The 16,042-nt window shown below is 40.4% G+C and carries 11 protein-coding genes and 2 pseudogenes; 10 read left to right on the forward strand and 3 right to left on the reverse strand.

The annotated features are described in order from the left end of the window. Positions 1 to 600: 600 nt before the first annotated feature. The 5 genes and pseudogenes from C5471_RS10010 to C5471_RS10025 all read left to right on the forward strand — a co-directional run bounded on the left by C5471_RS10010 (position 601) and on the right by C5471_RS10025 (position 6,569). A complete protein-coding gene (locus C5471_RS10010; protein WP_133813758.1) occupies positions 601 to 1,305 on the forward strand; it encodes a phosphorothioated DNA-binding restriction endonuclease in 705 nt (234 codons plus the stop codon). 168 nt (positions 1,306 to 1,473) lie between these two features. Then, a pseudogene (locus C5471_RS24305) lies at positions 1,474 to 1,590 on the forward strand (type I restriction-modification system subunit M N-terminal domain-containing protein); the annotation flags it as partial. Between the two features lie 200 nt (positions 1,591 to 1,790). Next, positions 1,791 to 5,162 carry a DEAD/DEAH box helicase gene (locus tag C5471_RS10015; RefSeq protein ID WP_133813759.1) on the forward strand — a complete coding sequence of 1,124 codons (3,372 nt, stop codon included), beginning with the start codon at positions 1,791 to 1,793 and terminating at the stop codon, positions 5,160 to 5,162. Between the two features lie 27 nt (positions 5,163 to 5,189). Beyond that, on the forward strand, positions 5,190 to 5,954 hold the full coding sequence (locus C5471_RS10020; RefSeq protein WP_133813760.1) for a hypothetical protein: 765 nt from the start codon (positions 5,190 to 5,192) through the stop codon (positions 5,952 to 5,954). A 156-nt stretch (positions 5,955 to 6,110) separates the two neighbouring features. Next, on the forward strand, positions 6,111 to 6,569 hold the full coding sequence (locus tag C5471_RS10025) for a hypothetical protein (protein WP_133813761.1): 459 nt from the start codon (positions 6,111 to 6,113) through the stop codon (positions 6,567 to 6,569). A 506-nt stretch (positions 6,570 to 7,075) separates the two neighbouring features. Here the strand turns inward: C5471_RS10025 and C5471_RS10030 are convergent. Then, positions 7,076 to 8,026 (reverse strand): nucleotidyl transferase AbiEii/AbiGii toxin family protein, encoded by a 951-nt coding sequence (locus C5471_RS10030; protein ID WP_133813762.1) that lies wholly within the window; start codon positions 8,024 to 8,026, stop codon positions 7,076 to 7,078. Beyond that, positions 8,019 to 8,414, reverse strand: coding sequence for a DUF6088 family protein (locus tag C5471_RS10035; protein ID WP_133813763.1), 396 nt, complete (start codon positions 8,412 to 8,414; stop codon positions 8,019 to 8,021). The genes C5471_RS10030 and C5471_RS10035 overlap by 8 nt, the downstream gene beginning before the upstream one ends. Before the next feature lie 322 nt (positions 8,415 to 8,736). Between C5471_RS10035 and dndB the strand changes: the two genes are divergently transcribed. From dndB to C5471_RS10060, 5 genes and pseudogenes are all read left to right on the forward strand, one after another. Next, positions 8,737 to 9,822, forward strand: coding sequence for a DNA sulfur modification protein DndB (gene dndB / locus C5471_RS10040; protein WP_133813764.1), 1,086 nt, complete (start codon positions 8,737 to 8,739; stop codon positions 9,820 to 9,822). Continuing rightward, positions 9,819 to 11,456, forward strand: a complete 1,638-nt coding sequence (gene dndC, locus C5471_RS10045) for a DNA phosphorothioation system sulfurtransferase DndC (protein WP_133813765.1) — start codon at positions 9,819 to 9,821, stop codon at positions 11,454 to 11,456. The genes dndB and dndC overlap by 4 nt, the downstream gene beginning before the upstream one ends. Then, the gene (gene dndD, locus C5471_RS10050) at positions 11,446 to 13,446 is read left to right on the forward strand and encodes a DNA sulfur modification protein DndD (protein ID WP_133813766.1); all 2,001 of its coding nucleotides are present in this window, start codon (positions 11,446 to 11,448) and stop codon (positions 13,444 to 13,446) included. The genes dndC and dndD overlap by 11 nt, the downstream gene beginning before the upstream one ends. After that, positions 13,446 to 13,799 carry a DNA sulfur modification protein DndE gene (gene dndE, locus C5471_RS10055; protein ID WP_133813767.1) on the forward strand — a complete coding sequence of 118 codons (354 nt, stop codon included), beginning with the start codon at positions 13,446 to 13,448 and terminating at the stop codon, positions 13,797 to 13,799. The genes dndD and dndE overlap by 1 nt, the downstream gene beginning before the upstream one ends. Positions 13,800 to 13,895: 96 nt before the next feature. Then, positions 13,896 to 14,775: pseudogene (locus C5471_RS10060) on the forward strand (IS982 family transposase). A 72-nt stretch (positions 14,776 to 14,847) separates the two neighbouring features. Here C5471_RS10060 and C5471_RS10065 read toward each other — a convergent pair. Beyond that, on the reverse strand, positions 14,848 to 16,041 hold the full coding sequence (locus C5471_RS10065; protein WP_133813768.1) for a DGQHR domain-containing protein: 1,194 nt from the start codon (positions 16,039 to 16,041) through the stop codon (positions 14,848 to 14,850). Position 16,042 lies beyond the last annotated feature (1 nt).

A 16,042-nucleotide genomic window follows, 5' to 3' on the forward strand; every position in this document is an offset into this window, starting at 1 on the left:
TATCAAATAGAAATATGTAATTCCATAGCATTATTTTACAAAGATTCACACTGTGATAAAGGTCACTATAAAATCCTTATTTTAAAGATCATCGCAGAAGATAATTTCCCTATAAAACAATCTCAATAAAAAGTTAGATTAATTACATTATTAAGTTAGGACAATAATAGCGCTAATTAAGTCAACCTTAGTTATGCCTAAAAACAGCAATTCTTTTTTTTAGTTAAAAAATATATACCATTAATCCGGCTGCCACTTTCAGGAAAAAGCTTATTGAGCGACAGTGCCTCAAATACTCTATTTGAGAAATATTCGTTAACTGCCCGGATATCGTTTCAATTAGATACTACTTTCTTCGCCAAATTGGAAAAATCATTGTCTGCACGAAAGGTCGGTCAACCCATGAATATCGCACAAGCAACGCTCTTTGCACTAACTCCTATTTGACGGGAGAGACTATTCATATTAATGGCGGGGTGATTTGGTGCAAGTACACAATTAAATCTCAGTTATTGATTCTGAATTGCTGGCAAGTACCTTGAAAACCATCATCTTTGCGAGCATGATCGCAATAACTTCAATCTATTAGCAAAACAACCTATGACAACCAGTAAAACACTGCCAGTTGCCATATCTAACCTTACCATCTGGCGTAAAGGCGATCAGCGTGCGCCGCATAAGCCATTGTTGTTACTGTATGTAGAATATTGCACGCCACAAAAAGGTAGCAAGGAACCCCCCAAACGAGAACTGATTGAAAACAACGTCGCAGGTGGATTTGATCAGGAAAGTTATCAGCTACTACGCAGTAAACCACGTCTGATCGATAAATTCGCCGGTCAGATTTTGAGCGAACATTTTCCCGAAAGTATCCAAGAAATCATTGCTAATCGTCTGGATTTTGCACTGACAGACCTGCGCAAAGAACGCGATCCTAATTTTCGTCAGTCTGTACTTCGTGCTTATAACTATCAATGTGCAATCTGCGGCTATAACCTACGACACGATAGTACGCCTGTCGGGCTAGAAGCTGCGCATATTAAATGGAAACAATATGGCGGCCCATGCACCGTCAGCAACGGATTGGCTCTTTGTTCCCTGCATCATTCTGCATTCGATATGGGTGCGATTGGGCTGGACGATAATATGAAATTACTGGTTTCTGAAGGTGTAAATGGCAGTCATATGGTTGATCGACTGTTTTGGTATTTCGCTGGGCATGCTCTATTGTTACCCAAAAACCGGGAACATTATCCTTCAGAACGCTTTGTCAAATGGCATCAGGAACAGGTGTTTAGGAAATAGTTTGGGATATATTAGGATTTTCCCCTAATATATCCGTCCATTTCTTCTGCCATTAAATTTCCTGTCATATGCAACACAATCATGCAACAAGACACGAAATGCATTCATTGTTCTTGCGACCGACCTTGCATCATGGACAATAGAGAAAAAACTTCAGGTAGAAAAATAATGGCTAACTTTTCTTCAATGGCCGCCTTTTTGTGGTCTGTCGCCGACCTTTTGCGCGGTGATTTCAAACAGTCCCAATACGGACGCGTTATTTTGCCGTTTACGGTGTTACGCCGCCGAAGCGGATTTGAGTCCAGCGTCCGTCAGTAACCACGATATGGGCTTAATCTTTGAAGATCTGATCCGAATATTGCACGTTTAACGAACCAATTTATTCTTGAAGTTTTGATGAGAGGATTGAGAAGGGAGTGAGTTTTTCTTGATCTGAATAAGCTCTTGCTTGAAATGGATATATAACGTTAAGGATATAAAAAATAATGAATAACGATAACCATCAGCAAATGATACGGATTTTACAAAGCTGGCATTTGATAGAATTTTTTCAGCCATATTCTTTACCCGATAAAGAAACGGATAATGGAGGAAGAGTCAATGTTACTTTTGATGAACTAAGATACTCTCGTGAAAGCATTCTCCCTTGGTTAAGCGCCCAAACTCGACGCCGTCTACGTATCAAAACCGATCAAGTCCGATATACACTTTACCTTGGTATCTTTGATAAATCGCTACTCAATAAAATTGCTGATGAATGTATTGCTTCAGAGACCAATGAAATAGAAAAATTAGAACTAGAACAACGGTTAGATCTTGAAGGAGAAACTTGCTTCGCAAAGTTGACGATAGACAAGTATGGTGTCCCTAACTTCGGTGAGATGTCATTGAGTACTCTACCTTGGGCACTCGGTCATTTACAGGCTGGAACTGCGGGCACCCTATCTCTACAGGCTTACGATCAACGCTGTACTCTTCTAGCTGAACAACTAAAACGTATCGAAAATCTCCTTCCCTATCATTCTGAAAAGCCGGATGTAAAAACACTTTCTTCTGAGGGGATTGTCAAACTGCTAAAAGCTCTTTGCCAATGGGCTCAGTTCTATCCAGAAAATACGGAATGGGCATTTATTCTTGATTGGAAAGAACTTAAAGATAAAAAAGAATCACACGATAAACTGGAAGATAATCAGAATAACATAAAGAAAATCGCCCATTCGCCTCTCAATGAAGAAACCGATGACGATGAAAGTGATGAGGCTGATGAACGTATTATGCCTATTCTAAACAGCTTCTATATAAACGATATAGAAAAAGCAATACGCTCATTCTCAACAGGAACAACGAGCCGTTCTCTTATTGATTACCTTACCGTCACAACCCAAAAACACGCTGATCTTTATAGCCAACCAGGGCTAAAACTTATCATCAACCACTTGGCTCCATGCCATACCCCATTAGGACGCTGGCCCTCAGAACCGACACATAATATGTCCTTAATGCAACAATTTGCCATAAACACGGCAGTGATGGAGCTCACCGCCAGCGGTTTATTATCCGTAAATGGCCCGCCAGGAACAGGTAAGACAACTCTGCTACGTGATATTATCGCTTATAACCTTGTTGAACGGGCCAGAGCCCTCGCTAGATTCTCTCAAGCTAAGGATGCACTGGATAAAGAAGGATATCTGTGTACTGATCTGACAGGTTTTGAAATGGTCGTTGCTTCTTCAAATAACGCTGCTGTCGAAAATATTTCCCGTGAGCTCCCACAGCTGAAAGCTCTTGGCCAACCTTACCAAATGGTGAATTATCTTAAATCCGTTGCCAATCAGTTGAATGCCGAAAGTCGTAAAGGAAAACTACAGCCAATAACATCCCTTGAGGAACGTTGCTGGGGCACTATTTCTGCCGTGCTTGGACGCAAAAAAAACAGGATAAAATTCAAACAACGCTTCTTCTTCGATAAATACTATGAAAAATATAGCCAAGAAGAAACTAATCGCCCGGCATCAAAAGATTTTTTGAACTTCTGGCGTTGGCGAGAACTTCAAACCAGAGAGAGTTTCTCTGACACTAAAAAACGTTTTAATCAAATACTAAAAAATCTAGAACAGCTCATAGCAAGTTGTCAGTCAGCCAATGAAATAGCCTTATTTCTTAAAAAGAATAACCTTGAGACTTGGTTACAAACAGTTAAGCAAGCCAGAGACGAAGCGGCTTTTGATTACACCAATCTCCAACAGAGATTGGCACAACAAAGTCATCATCTGGAAGTATTAGAAAGCCAGATAGAAATTGAAGATTTACATGCAGCAGAGCAGGAGCGTAATAAGCCTAATATTCTTATCCGAATTTTTAATCGCTCCCGCTACGTTAGCTATCTAAAGCACGTCAGTGACATTAATCTTCAACAGCGGACATTAAAGCAACAACGTATAGATTTACTCAAAGAAATTGGTACTTGTACTCAACAACAACCGTTATTGTTACAAAAGCAGCGAGAAGCAGAACAGTTACTACAGGAAAAACACGACGCATATACACTTAAACAGCAGAAACTTGCGCGTTTCTGTCATGAACATCCTGAGATGAAGCTTCCGAGCACTGAAAAATACATTAATGATAGTGAGCTACAAAGAAATGCCTACTGGCAAGATCCAACAATAAACCATCTCCGCTCACAGCTTTTTATCGCTGCACTTGACTTACACCAAGCCTGGCTTTTAGAAGTACTAAAGCATGAAATATTCCGCAAAAAAGTTTTCAAATTGCCAGAGATGCTTGATGGAAAGATTGATCCTAACGATAAAAAAATATGGCAGCTGCTATTTATGATAGTGCCTGTAGTATCAACAACTTTTGCCTCCTTAGGTTCAATGTTTAGAAGCTTAGGAAGTGAAGAACTTGGTTGGTTATTGATTGACGAAGCCGGACAAGCTATACCTCAGGCTGCGGTGGGAGGTTTATGGCGAAGTAAAAGGGCTATCGTGGTTGGAGATCCTTTACAAATAGAACCTGTTTTCACCACCCCGCCAAAGTTGGTTGAATATATCAGTGGTACCATACTTAAAAAAGATGCGGAGGAATGGAACCCTAACAGATGGTCAATTCAAACTATTGCTGACAGAGCAAATCGTTACGGTTGTGAACTTCCAATCATGGATAAAACAGCTTGGATTGGAATTCCCTTATGGGTTCATCGCCGCTGTATTGAACCTATGTTTAGCCTGGCAAACAAAATCGCTTACGATAACCGCATGATTCACGGTGAATCAGCAAGTAAAATCGAACCTCAACCTCATCCTATATTAGGCAATAACCGTTGGATTCACTCTGGTGGGAGCTGTACTCTAAAACAGTACAAACCATCATTGGCTCAAGAAGTCTTAACGCTATTAACTACATTAATAGAAAAAGAAAAAAATCTTTCTCAGATTTATATTATTTCGCCATTCAAAGCAGTTAAACAGCAGTTAGGTACAGAACTATCGTCCCATAAAGATTATTTTCATCAATATATTGAAGGGGAGAATAAAAAGAAACAATTCTCTAAATGGATTAGTCAAAATATAGGAACCGTACATACCTTTCAGGGGAAAGAGAACCATACCGTAATATTTGTCCTTGGATGTGATATTCAAAATGCGGGTGGCGCAGTGTGGGCTGCAAGTAAACCTAATTTACTGAATGTTGCTCTCACTCGTGCCCGTAAAAATATTTATATTATTGGTGACATTAACGTTTGGCAGGATAAAACCTACTTTAGTATGGTAGCATCAGAATTAAGCACAAAAAACAGTAGCCACAGCGATAATATGAACTACTATCAAGACCAATTTAAGATGACGCCTTAAAATATAGGAATATACGGAGAAGAAATCATGGATAAATTTTCTATTACCCGCTCCTCATACTATCACCGTGTAACGCGATTAGTAAATCCTGTTGGGTATTTCTACCTTGCTAAAGAAATAGATAATTACTGGGCAAAGATACAAAAACATTATCGAAGAAGTAAAATATCACTTAGCATTCCCAATATATCTCCTACGCTAAGAGCAATTGAACTCAGCAAGTTTAGTGAACTATATGAGAAGCAATACAAAAATGAAAGCTTAATAAAATATGGACTAAATCAAGTATCATCACGAATAATCAAAAAATCTAACTGGGACGTCTTTGAAGCCTATTTACTCAAGTGCAGATTTAGCTTCCCTAACACACTTCAAATTATTGCAAATATCTTAATAACCTATCATCATTACAATTATGATATGAACTACACAGCCATAAAAAGGTTTTGTAATAACCTAATGGAAGCTCACTCAATTTCTGACCATCATAACGAAGTTTCTTGGCTTCTATGGATATGTAAAGAACTTAGATTAAATCTAAAAAAAGATGTAATACGGAATATAGAAGAAATGTCAAGTTCAATCTGTGTACTAATCGTTCTCGACCTTTTCAATTCAGAAATTATAAAAAATAATATACATGAAGATTATTTAAAACAATTTCACAATAAAGAATCTTTATACTCTGAAAGCTGGCTATTAGCATATGAAGCAGGAAAACGTCTTTGGCTCAAAAATGAAGATCATAAATTCATTACACATGATACTACTTATAATGAGTACTGTACTTGATGATAGCCTATTGATGGTACCCTTGCGATTGGCAGATGCATCGGAATATGTCCGGAAATCTGCCATGAGACTCTAAACCCTAGTCCCGACCAGATTATGGTTGGTATTAATAAAGGCACAGTAAATAAATATTTACTTAGATAAGGATGATGTATAATGAAAAGTCACCTAGTTAAATCCGACATAAATAAAAGGTATTACTCAAGAGCAAGAGGCTACGTTCAAGATATTTTGTTAGCCTTGCTAGGCACTGGATTATATTGTGTATTAACTGGCAAAATTAATCTGAACGCACCGCCAAACTGGTTTATTAATGTTGTGGGTTTTACCCTATTTTTATGGTTTATTTTTTGGGATTTTAAGCATCATCGAACCAAGATATTTATACGTCCAAGCAGAAGCAATAATAAAGATGCTATAAGTAATCGAGTAGATGTTGTAATTAAGCTAATAATTGGAATAATATGCACATCCTTCTATGACTGGATGCTAGCTAAGCCAGAAGAAGCTCTTAAAGCAGTTATAGTTTTCTTAGAATTTTATTCCATTTTTTGCTTGTGTATATTTTTATTTGGTTATTATACAATTAGCTTATCTGATGGTAATGAGTCCTAATATTTTACACATATAAAACTTACTATACTGCTAATTTAATAAAGCGCCAAACTGGTGCTTTATATACCCACTTCATAAAAATCGCAATTAACCACAACCTACAATTTTATGCGTTTTAATAAAATGTATAACGTAAAGAATATTACGTTGCATTAACATCATCATATTTAATTTAACTCTATAAAACATTATAATCTAATATCTTTTGGGGGCACATTCTTAATCGAATCAGAAGATGCCCCTAATTATCCCACAGATATGTGGATTGCCACAGACGATAATAGACCTTGATAGACTATTCCATTTGATTTATAAGGAGTTTTCTTAGGTAAATGGGAAGGCCGGACTCGCACATAATGATTAATCCTTTGATTTAAAAGCAATAAAAAATAAAATTTAGATAATGTACCAACATCGATACCAACACATTAAATCGTTGATTTTGGGACTCGAATCGGGGCTAGGGTTACCAGGGAAGATGCTCACAATCGAGCATATCTCTGGCGCTATGCATCAATCACATCCAATACCGTTTTGCGAAAACAGGTATAGGCCTCTTCCCAAGAAACGTGGCTTTCACCGAAGACCATTGGCGTAACAAACTGCAGATAGCGTTCCTTATAAACAGGGTTGCTAACGAGTTCTTCCAGCCCCATTTTCAGTTCTTCAATAGGTGATTCACAGAACTCAGGGTACTGGACACCGTAACGTTCAATATCCTGCTCAATGCATTCCTGAACGAAGTGCTTTAAAACAGGAACGTCAGCACCTTTTTCTCTAACAATACAAAAATTGTCGTAAATATGACGTACCAGTGACTCATCCACTGCACGTTCCACATCACGCAAGCTTGCAGCCGTTCTGCGCATCATCGAAATCAGCTTTTCAGCCTGCGTGCTGGCGATAGTTGCGCAGGGAAAAGCCCTCACTACTTCACCCTTCTTTGTTAGATCCATTACCAATGAGCTAATAGGACGGTTTTCCGCAGCTTCAAGCAAATCCGTTTCCATCAGTTCCAGTTTGATAAATGGCCTTAAGCAGGGAACTTGTGCATATTCCTGCGGGTAACGCACCGGAATTTCATTATAGCGATATTCATCACGAGTAACCTTTGGATACTCTTCATCCATGCGAAACGTACCTGAGGCTGCAATCGTTTCGATAATGGCCTGAATAATCCTTTTACGAATGTTTTTACGCTGACCTCTGGAATATTGCTGGAAAAAACCGGCGACAGGGACAAGCTTAATGTCCACGTCCTCCGACATCCTGTTCAAAGATATCCCCGCTTTTGACAATGCCGTTCCACCGGCAAAAACCAGTTGATGCGTATCAAAGGCCAGGGATTGGAGCAATCGCAATAACTCAACGATGTAATGATCTTTCTCTACAATTGCAACTGATTCAATGCCCAGAGCATCGGCAACGTCTGGGAATAGCTTTGTGAAATTATCCATTTAATTTGCTGTTCCCTACTGACAATGTTCTCTTAAAACGTGGTGAGGTTTTGATTTCCAGTGACGCGGGGATCTGGGTAGATTTACCACTATTGTAGGCGCTTGTTGCTCCTACCAGGCGATAATCCACTTTCAGACGTTCCAGCGCTTCAATCACTACCGCAGCAGAACCTCCGGGAGCAGCAGGCATCAACTTACCGGTAATCGTATTTTGCCGCGCTTTGGTATAGACACCATAGCCCACTTTCAGCAGTTGCCCTTCTTTCACCAATGTGCGCAGTGCTCTACCAATCTGATCGTAGCCAGCAAGATCCTTGAAATCGTCACGAGTGAAAACATAACGCTTTGAGCGTCTTAGCCGTGACTGAATACGAGCTTTTGTAGTCATGCTATCCTCCTTTGGTTATTTCTTCATCATAGCAAACATACGACACTTAACCTACCTTGCAACCAGCATTTCTGGATAGTACTTAGCAATAATGTTATTCATCCTTATCTATCAGCTCCGGGCACTTGAACGTCAGATGCCGAAAAAATCATCTTCGTAAAACTGCTTACCTGTATGATCGCTATGCCCTCTAAGCCTGTAGCAATCTACCATGTCTATAAATTCGATTTTTACGTTAAAAAACTATAAAAAAGAATGTGAATTACGTAAAATATAACGTAATTCATACTTACTAAAATTATTTAAAAAACGGACAATCGTAATGGCTAACATTGATGTAGACTACTGCTATTCTTTCCCTGCTATACGTGGCATTCAAGCAGGAAAACCCTTTTATGTCGCTATGTGCCGTATGCGCGTTATCCCAAAAATTTTTAACTTTGATGAAAATGAAGTACCACCAGAGCTACGGGCCCAGCGAATCTTGAACAAATCGCGTATCCCTGAGATGGCACGTTATCTACTTGAAAACCCAAATGATTATATCTTTTCCGCATTGACAGCCTCGATTGCCATTGATATACAATTTGATGAGTTTCCCGGTTCAAATAACCTTGGAACGCTACGCGTGCCTATGGAAGCGCAAATCCTCATCAATGACGGTCAGCACCGACGCAAAGCAATTGAAGACGCACTAGAGCAACGCCCTGAACTGGGGCAGGATAATATCCCAGTGCTATTTTTTGTCGATGAAGGGCTAAGACGTAGCCAGCAGATGTTTGCCGATCTGAACAAATATGCGATTCGTCCAAGCCCTTCATTGTCTGCGCTATATGATCACCGTGATATTAGCTCAAATATTGCTCGTTATCTGGCGATGTCAGTCGAGCCGTTTATCGGACTGACTGAAATGGAGAAGTCCAGTATTAGCAAATTATCCAATAAATTGTTTACCCTTAGCAGCATTAAACAGGCTACTCGAGCGTTATTAGGTAAAGACCCAAAAGAAGACGATTTGGAAGAAAATACCCAAACCTCCACACTGTACTGGCAAACTACATTTCAAGTTATGCCAGACTGGCAGCTGGCAGCTAAAAAAGAAGTCTCTCCCGCACAGTTACGTCAGGATTATGTCCACGCCCACGGTATAGGCCTTCAGGCACTAGGGTTACTGGGACGCAGCCTATTGGCTGAACATCCTGATTGTTGGCAGCAAAAGATGATCGAACTTAAAGGATTTAACTGGCGCAAAAACAACCCGGAACTGATTAAACGCGCGATGCAACACGGGAAATTGAGTAAGTCTAGTACCGCTATCCAGTTAACTTGTAATGCACTAAAAAAAGCATTGTCACTTCCCCTCACTCCTGAAGAACAGGAGCTTGAAGCTCAAATGGTTGTCTCATGAGTAAATTAGTTCAGGCCTTCGATCTTGCCGAGTATGAAGATTTTATTAATCAGGAACATTTTGCTGGTCGCCCTTTGGCAGAATACGTTTCTGAAGTTCAGAGAATTTATTGTGCTGACAAGCGCCCGTGGGTGATTGGCTACAGCGGCGGTAAAGACTCTTCGGCGGTGATCACACTGGTTTATCTGGCCCTACTAGGCCTGCCACCTGAAATGCGCAACAAAGATGTATTTGTAGTGTCATCCGATACGCTGGTGGAAACTCCGGTCGTAGTCGATTTGATCAAAAAAACTATGTTGCAAATTGAGTCTGGTGCAAAGCGTAACGGTCTACCCATTACTCAGCACGCCGTGATGCCCAAAACCCATGAAACGTTCTGGGTTAATTTATTAGGTAAAGGGTATCCGGCTCCTACCCGCAGTTTTCGCTGGTGTACCGAGCGCATGAAGATCAACCCGGTCAGTGATTTTATTAAGGATAAAGTCAGCCAGTTTGATGAGGTTATTGTTGTTCTGGGCTCACGTAGCAGTGAAAGTGCATCTCGTGCGCAAGTCATCGCGAAACATAAAATTGACGGTTCACGTCTTGCCCGGCACACCACACTGTCTAATGCATTTATCTATACACCGATTGATAACTGGGATGTGGAAGACGTATGGAAGTTGTTGCGCGGCGCATTCCGTTATGCACAGGACGATGAGATCGAAGAGTGGGAAAGCCCTTGGGGGGGAAATAACCGTCCGTTATGGACGCTATATATGGATTCTTCAGCACAAGGCGAATGCCCGCTGGTGATTGATGACAGTACTCCCTCCTGTGGTAATTCACGTTTTGGCTGCTGGACCTGTACTGTTGTCACCAAAGATAAGGCAATGGAAAGTCTGATCCAGAATGGTGAAGATTGGATGTCACCATTGCTGAAATACCGCGATCTGCTGGCATTCACCACCGATCCAGTTAATAAAGACACTTTCCGTAATCATAAACGTCGAACCGGTAAGGTTAGTTATCAATACGCTAAAGATGGTGAAGAAATCAGTGCGGAGCGGAAGCATGTTCCTGGCCCTTACTGGCTTAAATACCGCCAGCAATGGTTGAAGGAATTGCTGATTATTGAACGCGATTTGAACGCTCAGGGGCACGCTATTACGTTAATTACTGAGCCAGAACTGCATGCGATCCGTCAGGAATGGCTGAAAGACCCCAATGAGCCTGATTGGTACGATACGTTGCCCGGTATTTACCGTGAGGTATATCAGAAGGATTTAGATTGGGTAATTGATGATCAATCTCGCTTTGATGCCAGTGACGCCGACTTACTCGCACAAATAGCTCAAGGGTTTGATATTGTACCTGAGATGGTGATGAAGCTGATTGAACTGGAAGTTTCAATGGAGGGGTTAAGTCGCCGCCAGGGTATTTTTGACAAACTCGGCACGATTCTCAAGCAGGACTGGGGAAGTCTGGAAGAAATTAAAGAACAACAGGTAATGTTACAGAAGCGCAACGAGCGGGATATTCACCAAGAAGAGGTCACAAAACTGGAAGCTGAACTTCAGATCTTACAGCGCAGAATTGCCGATGCTGGTGAAGCATTACGGCCTACCGGTGAGGAAAACGAACATGCTTATTAAACAACTGGTGTTGCGCAATTTTCGAGTATTTAACGGTACACACACGATCGATTTAGCCCCCAGAAAACGCCGACATGAAGATAATCCCCGTCCAATCATTCTGTTTGGTGGCTTAAATGGGGCGGGAAAAACCTCGATTTTATCGGCGATCCGACTAGCGTTATATGGTCGGCTGGCATTTAGTCCAGCGACTCAACAGCAGGAATATATCGAGCAGCTCAGCGCCTTGATCCACAATGGAGCGTACAATATTGAACGTCCAGAAGAAGCGGCGGTAGAGCTGACCTTTACCTACAATAAAGGCGGCCATGAAGCGGAATTTACCGTCACACGAGCTTGGAAAAAAGGCCGTAAAGATCGTCTTTCTCTACAACAGGATGGGCAGCTTCTTGATGAGTTAGATTATGATCAATGCCAGGGATTTCTTAATGAATTAATCCCCCATGGTATTGCCGACCTGTTCTTCTTTGACGGAGAAAAAATTGCAGAACTGGCGGAAGATGATTCCGGTAATATACTGCAGACTGCTGTGCGCCGTTTATTGGGTCTAGATCTGATATCCAAACTGCGTAATGACTTAATGATTTTTGTTAAGCGTCAACAATCCAGCCAGCTGGCAGTCTCTCATCAGCAACAGCTAACTGAGCTTGAAGCTCAAATTAAACAGCTAGGCTATCAAACTGAGGAATTACTGGAAAAAGCTGATTTTACTAAAACGCGGATCGATTTTCTGTCTAAAGATATTACTCGTTACGAAGGCCTATTGAATGCTCAAGGTGGGGCATTTGCCCAGACGAAAGCTCAAGAAAAACATAAAGTCGAAACATTGCTGAAAGACAAAGAGCGTTTGGAAAAGGCGCTACGTCAAGAATGCGATGGTTCACTGCCTTATGCTCTGGCTCCAAATATCTTGTCTCGGTTGCTGGAGCAGATTGCTAACGAAACACAGATCAAACAGACGAAAAGCTTTGAGAAAGAATTAAATCTGTTTTTAACACAACTCAAAAATGACATAGCGTTCCGTTCTGGCAGTACTGGAAAAATAGCCGCTGAATCGATTGCTGACAATCTCAAAGACTACATGGCAACCAAGCCCAAAGGCGATTTGCTGTTTGACATTTCAGAACGCGAATCAGGCATGCTCCAGCAGTCTATTGAGAAGGACAGCAAGAAAGCATGGCAACGTTTTGACCTTTATCGAAACCAGTTGGCTGATGTTGAACAACAGCTAGAACAGGCTGCTGCCAATATTGCTCGCGCACCGGAAGACGAACAGCTTCTAGATATTTTTGAAAAACTACGGGATCTCGACCGACAGCGAGAAACTCTGGGTCAGAAATATCGTTCACTACTAGAAGATGCTAAACATACAAAACAAAAGCAATTGGATTGTGTTCGTCAAGTTCAAAAAGCACATGATGCAGTACGCAATCAACATGGTTCTAGCAGTGCTTTTAAAAACGCTCAAGAAACGATAAATTTGCTTGATAGCTACAGTGAAGTATTAATTCAGGCACGAGTGAAAACACTGTCAACTAATTTTGAACTCTCCTATCGCAAACTAGCACGTAAGGAGGATTTGCAGCTAAATGCGCATATCAATCCTGATACGTTTGATGTTGAATTGATAGACGAAAAAGGCTCAGTAATTAACCGTAAGCTGCTTTCAGCTGGTGAAAAACAGATTTATGCTATTGCGATCCTTGAAGCACTAGCAAAAACCTCTGGCCGCGATTTGCCGGTGATTATTGATACTCCGTTGGGACGTCTGGATTCTCAGCATCGGGATAAACTCATTAACCATTACTTCCCAGAGGCTAGTCATCAGGTTGTGCTGTTATCTACTGATACAGAGGTAGATGAACGTTATTTTGTCGATCAACTACGTGATGATATTTCTCATGCTTATGAGATCGTTTTTAATGCGCATACCAAATCATCCACGCTGAAACCTGGCTATTTCTGGGAATTAACTAAGGAGGCAATCTGATGCTCCCGAACAGAATGCAGCTTAGCCGTCAAACTGAAGAGCAGCTTAAAAAGTTAAAGGGATATACTGGAATCACGCCCAATGTTGCCGCCCGACTGGCATTTTTCCGCTCGGTAGAAAGTGAGTATCGTTATTCGCCGGAGCGAAATGCTAAGAAGCTGGATGGTTCTTTGGTGCTGGATAAAATTACGTGGTTAGGTGAAACACTACATGCTACAGAGCTGGTGCTGAAGATGCTATATCCTCAGATGGAGCAGAAGATGTTGATTAGAGCATGGGCGGCGCATGTTGAAGATGGGATTGCTGCGTTGAGGAATTATCGTAGTCTGACGCAGTTAGTAAATAATCTTTAGTTAACTAACCTGAGGTTTGCTTAAGAAGGGAACTAAGTGCCTGAGGCACGATCAAAGTTTTTGTCAAAGAAAACAAAATCGTGGAGATCCTCAGGCATGTCTAATTTAGAAGAACTTTATTGCTGCGTCGATGACTTTTGCCAAAAATTTATTCCTCTCTGGCATCAACAGTTAATTGAAAATGGTTTGCTCAAACGTCGCCGCGAAGCTTCCCTTTCTCTCAGTGAAGTGATGACGCGCCTCATTTTATTCCACATGAGCCATTATCGTGATTTTAAAACGTTTTATATTCAGCATGTTAAACACTATCTTAAGGCCGATTTTCCCCGGTTGGTCAGCTACACCCGAATGTTAACCTTGAAGCAAAGGGCGCTCATTCCTCTCTGAACTTTTTTTCGTCATGCAAGGCTGAAACCCAGGGGATCGCTTTTATTGATTCAACCAAAATTGCCGTTTGCCACAATCTCCGTATTCCCCGTTATCGCGTATTTCAGGGCGTCGCACAGCGAGGGAAAACCCGTACAGGCTGGTTTTATGGCTTTAAACTTCATCGGGTTATCAATGATTATGGTGAACTTTTGGCGGTTAAGTTGACCTCAGGAAATAAAGATGATCGTCATCCCGTCAAAGCGCGGGGACAAGGATTAACAGGGTGTTTGTATGGAGATAAAGGGTATTTGTCACAAGCCCTGTGATGAACTGGAAGCAGAAGGAATAACGTTAATCACTCATGTCCGTAGTAACATGAAGGCAAAAGCGTTATCTCTCTGGGATAAACTGATGCTAAGAAGGCGATTTCTGATAGAAACGGTCGTGGATCAGCTCAAAAATATTTCTCAGATAGCGCATTCAAGACACCGCAGTCAGCTCGGTTTTTTATTGGAAATCGTCGCTGGCCTAATTGCTGACATTCCAACCTAAAAAACCGAGTTTGAATTTACGGGATTGTGATATCGCTATTTTTAAACGAAGCTGAGGTTAAATAGGTATTTATAAACAGTTAAACCAACCGTTCAAAAGAACAGTTGGTTTAACTGGTAACTAATTATTAAGCATCTTCATCTTCATAAAGTGCTAAGTTATCACAAATCATATCGTAGATAATTTTAGCACTTTTAGAAACTGCATCCAATTGCATAAATTCATCTTCATCAAGATCCCCACCATCAAGTATCTGATAATAGTCGTCGATTGACAATATTCTTAAAGCATCAACATCGTACCGCTCATTCATATAAGAAAGAATGTCTTTTAAGACTCTAAAAAGAGCTATCAGTCCTATAGTTTTATTTAAAGATGATGCTTTATTTGACTTCGCCCATGCATTTGGCCATAAGCTCATCACTGCACTAAAAAAGTTAGATACATTTGCTGCTATTACAGAGTCTTTTTCAGAAATAAAACTTTTACGCAATGGATACCTTATTAAACTTGCATTATCAATTTTCTCAAGGTTATATTCCTTGGAAATTTTACCACCTTTTTCTTTAGCTAAAAAATAGTTTCGGTCAGACTTTGCATCAAATGTTATTAGCTTTAAAAGATTTTCAACAAACGCTGCTTGCGTTAGTATTTCATTCAATATTTTTGGTGTGGCAACACCCAATCTTTTTATTCTTTTTTCAAATGGACCATTTTTCTCCTTATTTAAAAGAACGGCTATATCATGGCAAGTTTTTTCTGGACTTCTAGAATAAGCCAAAGACTCCAAATCGTAAACTAAGCTTTTGTTAACTTTAGTTTGAGCCAAATTAACTGTCGAGAAAACATTTGCTTGCGTTGATATATCAGCATCAACAAAAACTGTAACTAATAATTCGAATTCTGATTCTTCTCCAAGTTCATTGACAAATGTCATATTATCCTCATAAAAACCAGCAATCCTATGCTGCCCATCTAATATTTTGGCTAGTTTATCAAAATCACCATCTTTATTAGGCTTAATAATAAAGTCATTATTGATTTCATTCCAAATAACATTATCAGAACTCATTGCAATTATTATTGAGTTTGGGAAGGAAGAATCAACACCTGAGATAAAACTCCTAATGGCTTTAACTCTAGACTCGATCAATGGACGTTGAATACCAATATAGTCATCAAGCTCACGATTTCCCGAATCAGACATACGCCTAACATCTGAGAATGTAATATTTACCAAATCGCTAGCTTTTATTTTACCACAATAGAACTCACCAATAGGTTGAGAGACTTTAAATGCTTTTATTTTTATAGAGCTCATC

This window comes from Photorhabdus tasmaniensis (assembly GCF_011189505.1).
GTDB lineage: Bacteria > Pseudomonadota > Gammaproteobacteria > Enterobacterales > Enterobacteriaceae > Photorhabdus > Photorhabdus tasmaniensis.

What these genes read in the sequence shown, in the direction of transcription:
- C5471_RS10010 (WP_133813758.1), top strand. Translation starts at nt 601, where the DNA reads ATGACAACCAGTAAAACACTGCCAGTTGCCATATCTAACCTTACCATC.
- C5471_RS10015 (WP_133813759.1), top strand. Translation starts at nt 1,791, where the DNA reads ATGAATAACGATAACCATCAGCAAATGATACGGATTTTACAAAGCTGG.
- C5471_RS10020 (WP_133813760.1), top strand. Translation starts at nt 5,190, where the DNA reads ATGGATAAATTTTCTATTACCCGCTCCTCATACTATCACCGTGTAACG.
- C5471_RS10025 (WP_133813761.1), top strand. Translation starts at nt 6,111, where the DNA reads ATGAAAAGTCACCTAGTTAAATCCGACATAAATAAAAGGTATTACTCA.
- C5471_RS10030 (WP_133813762.1), bottom strand. Translation starts at nt 8,026, where the DNA reads ATGGATAATTTCACAAAGCTATTCCCAGACGTTGCCGATGCTCTGGGC.
- C5471_RS10035 (WP_133813763.1), bottom strand. Translation starts at nt 8,414, where the DNA reads ATGACTACAAAAGCTCGTATTCAGTCACGGCTAAGACGCTCAAAGCGT.
- dndB (WP_133813764.1), top strand. Translation starts at nt 8,737, where the DNA reads ATGGCTAACATTGATGTAGACTACTGCTATTCTTTCCCTGCTATACGT.
- dndC (WP_133813765.1), top strand. Translation starts at nt 9,819, where the DNA reads ATGAGTAAATTAGTTCAGGCCTTCGATCTTGCCGAGTATGAAGATTTT.
- dndD (WP_133813766.1), top strand. Translation starts at nt 11,446, where the DNA reads ATGCTTATTAAACAACTGGTGTTGCGCAATTTTCGAGTATTTAACGGT.
- dndE (WP_133813767.1), top strand. Translation starts at nt 13,446, where the DNA reads ATGCTCCCGAACAGAATGCAGCTTAGCCGTCAAACTGAAGAGCAGCTT.
- C5471_RS10065 (WP_133813768.1), bottom strand. Translation starts at nt 16,041, where the DNA reads ATGAGCTCTATAAAAATAAAAGCATTTAAAGTCTCTCAACCTATTGGT.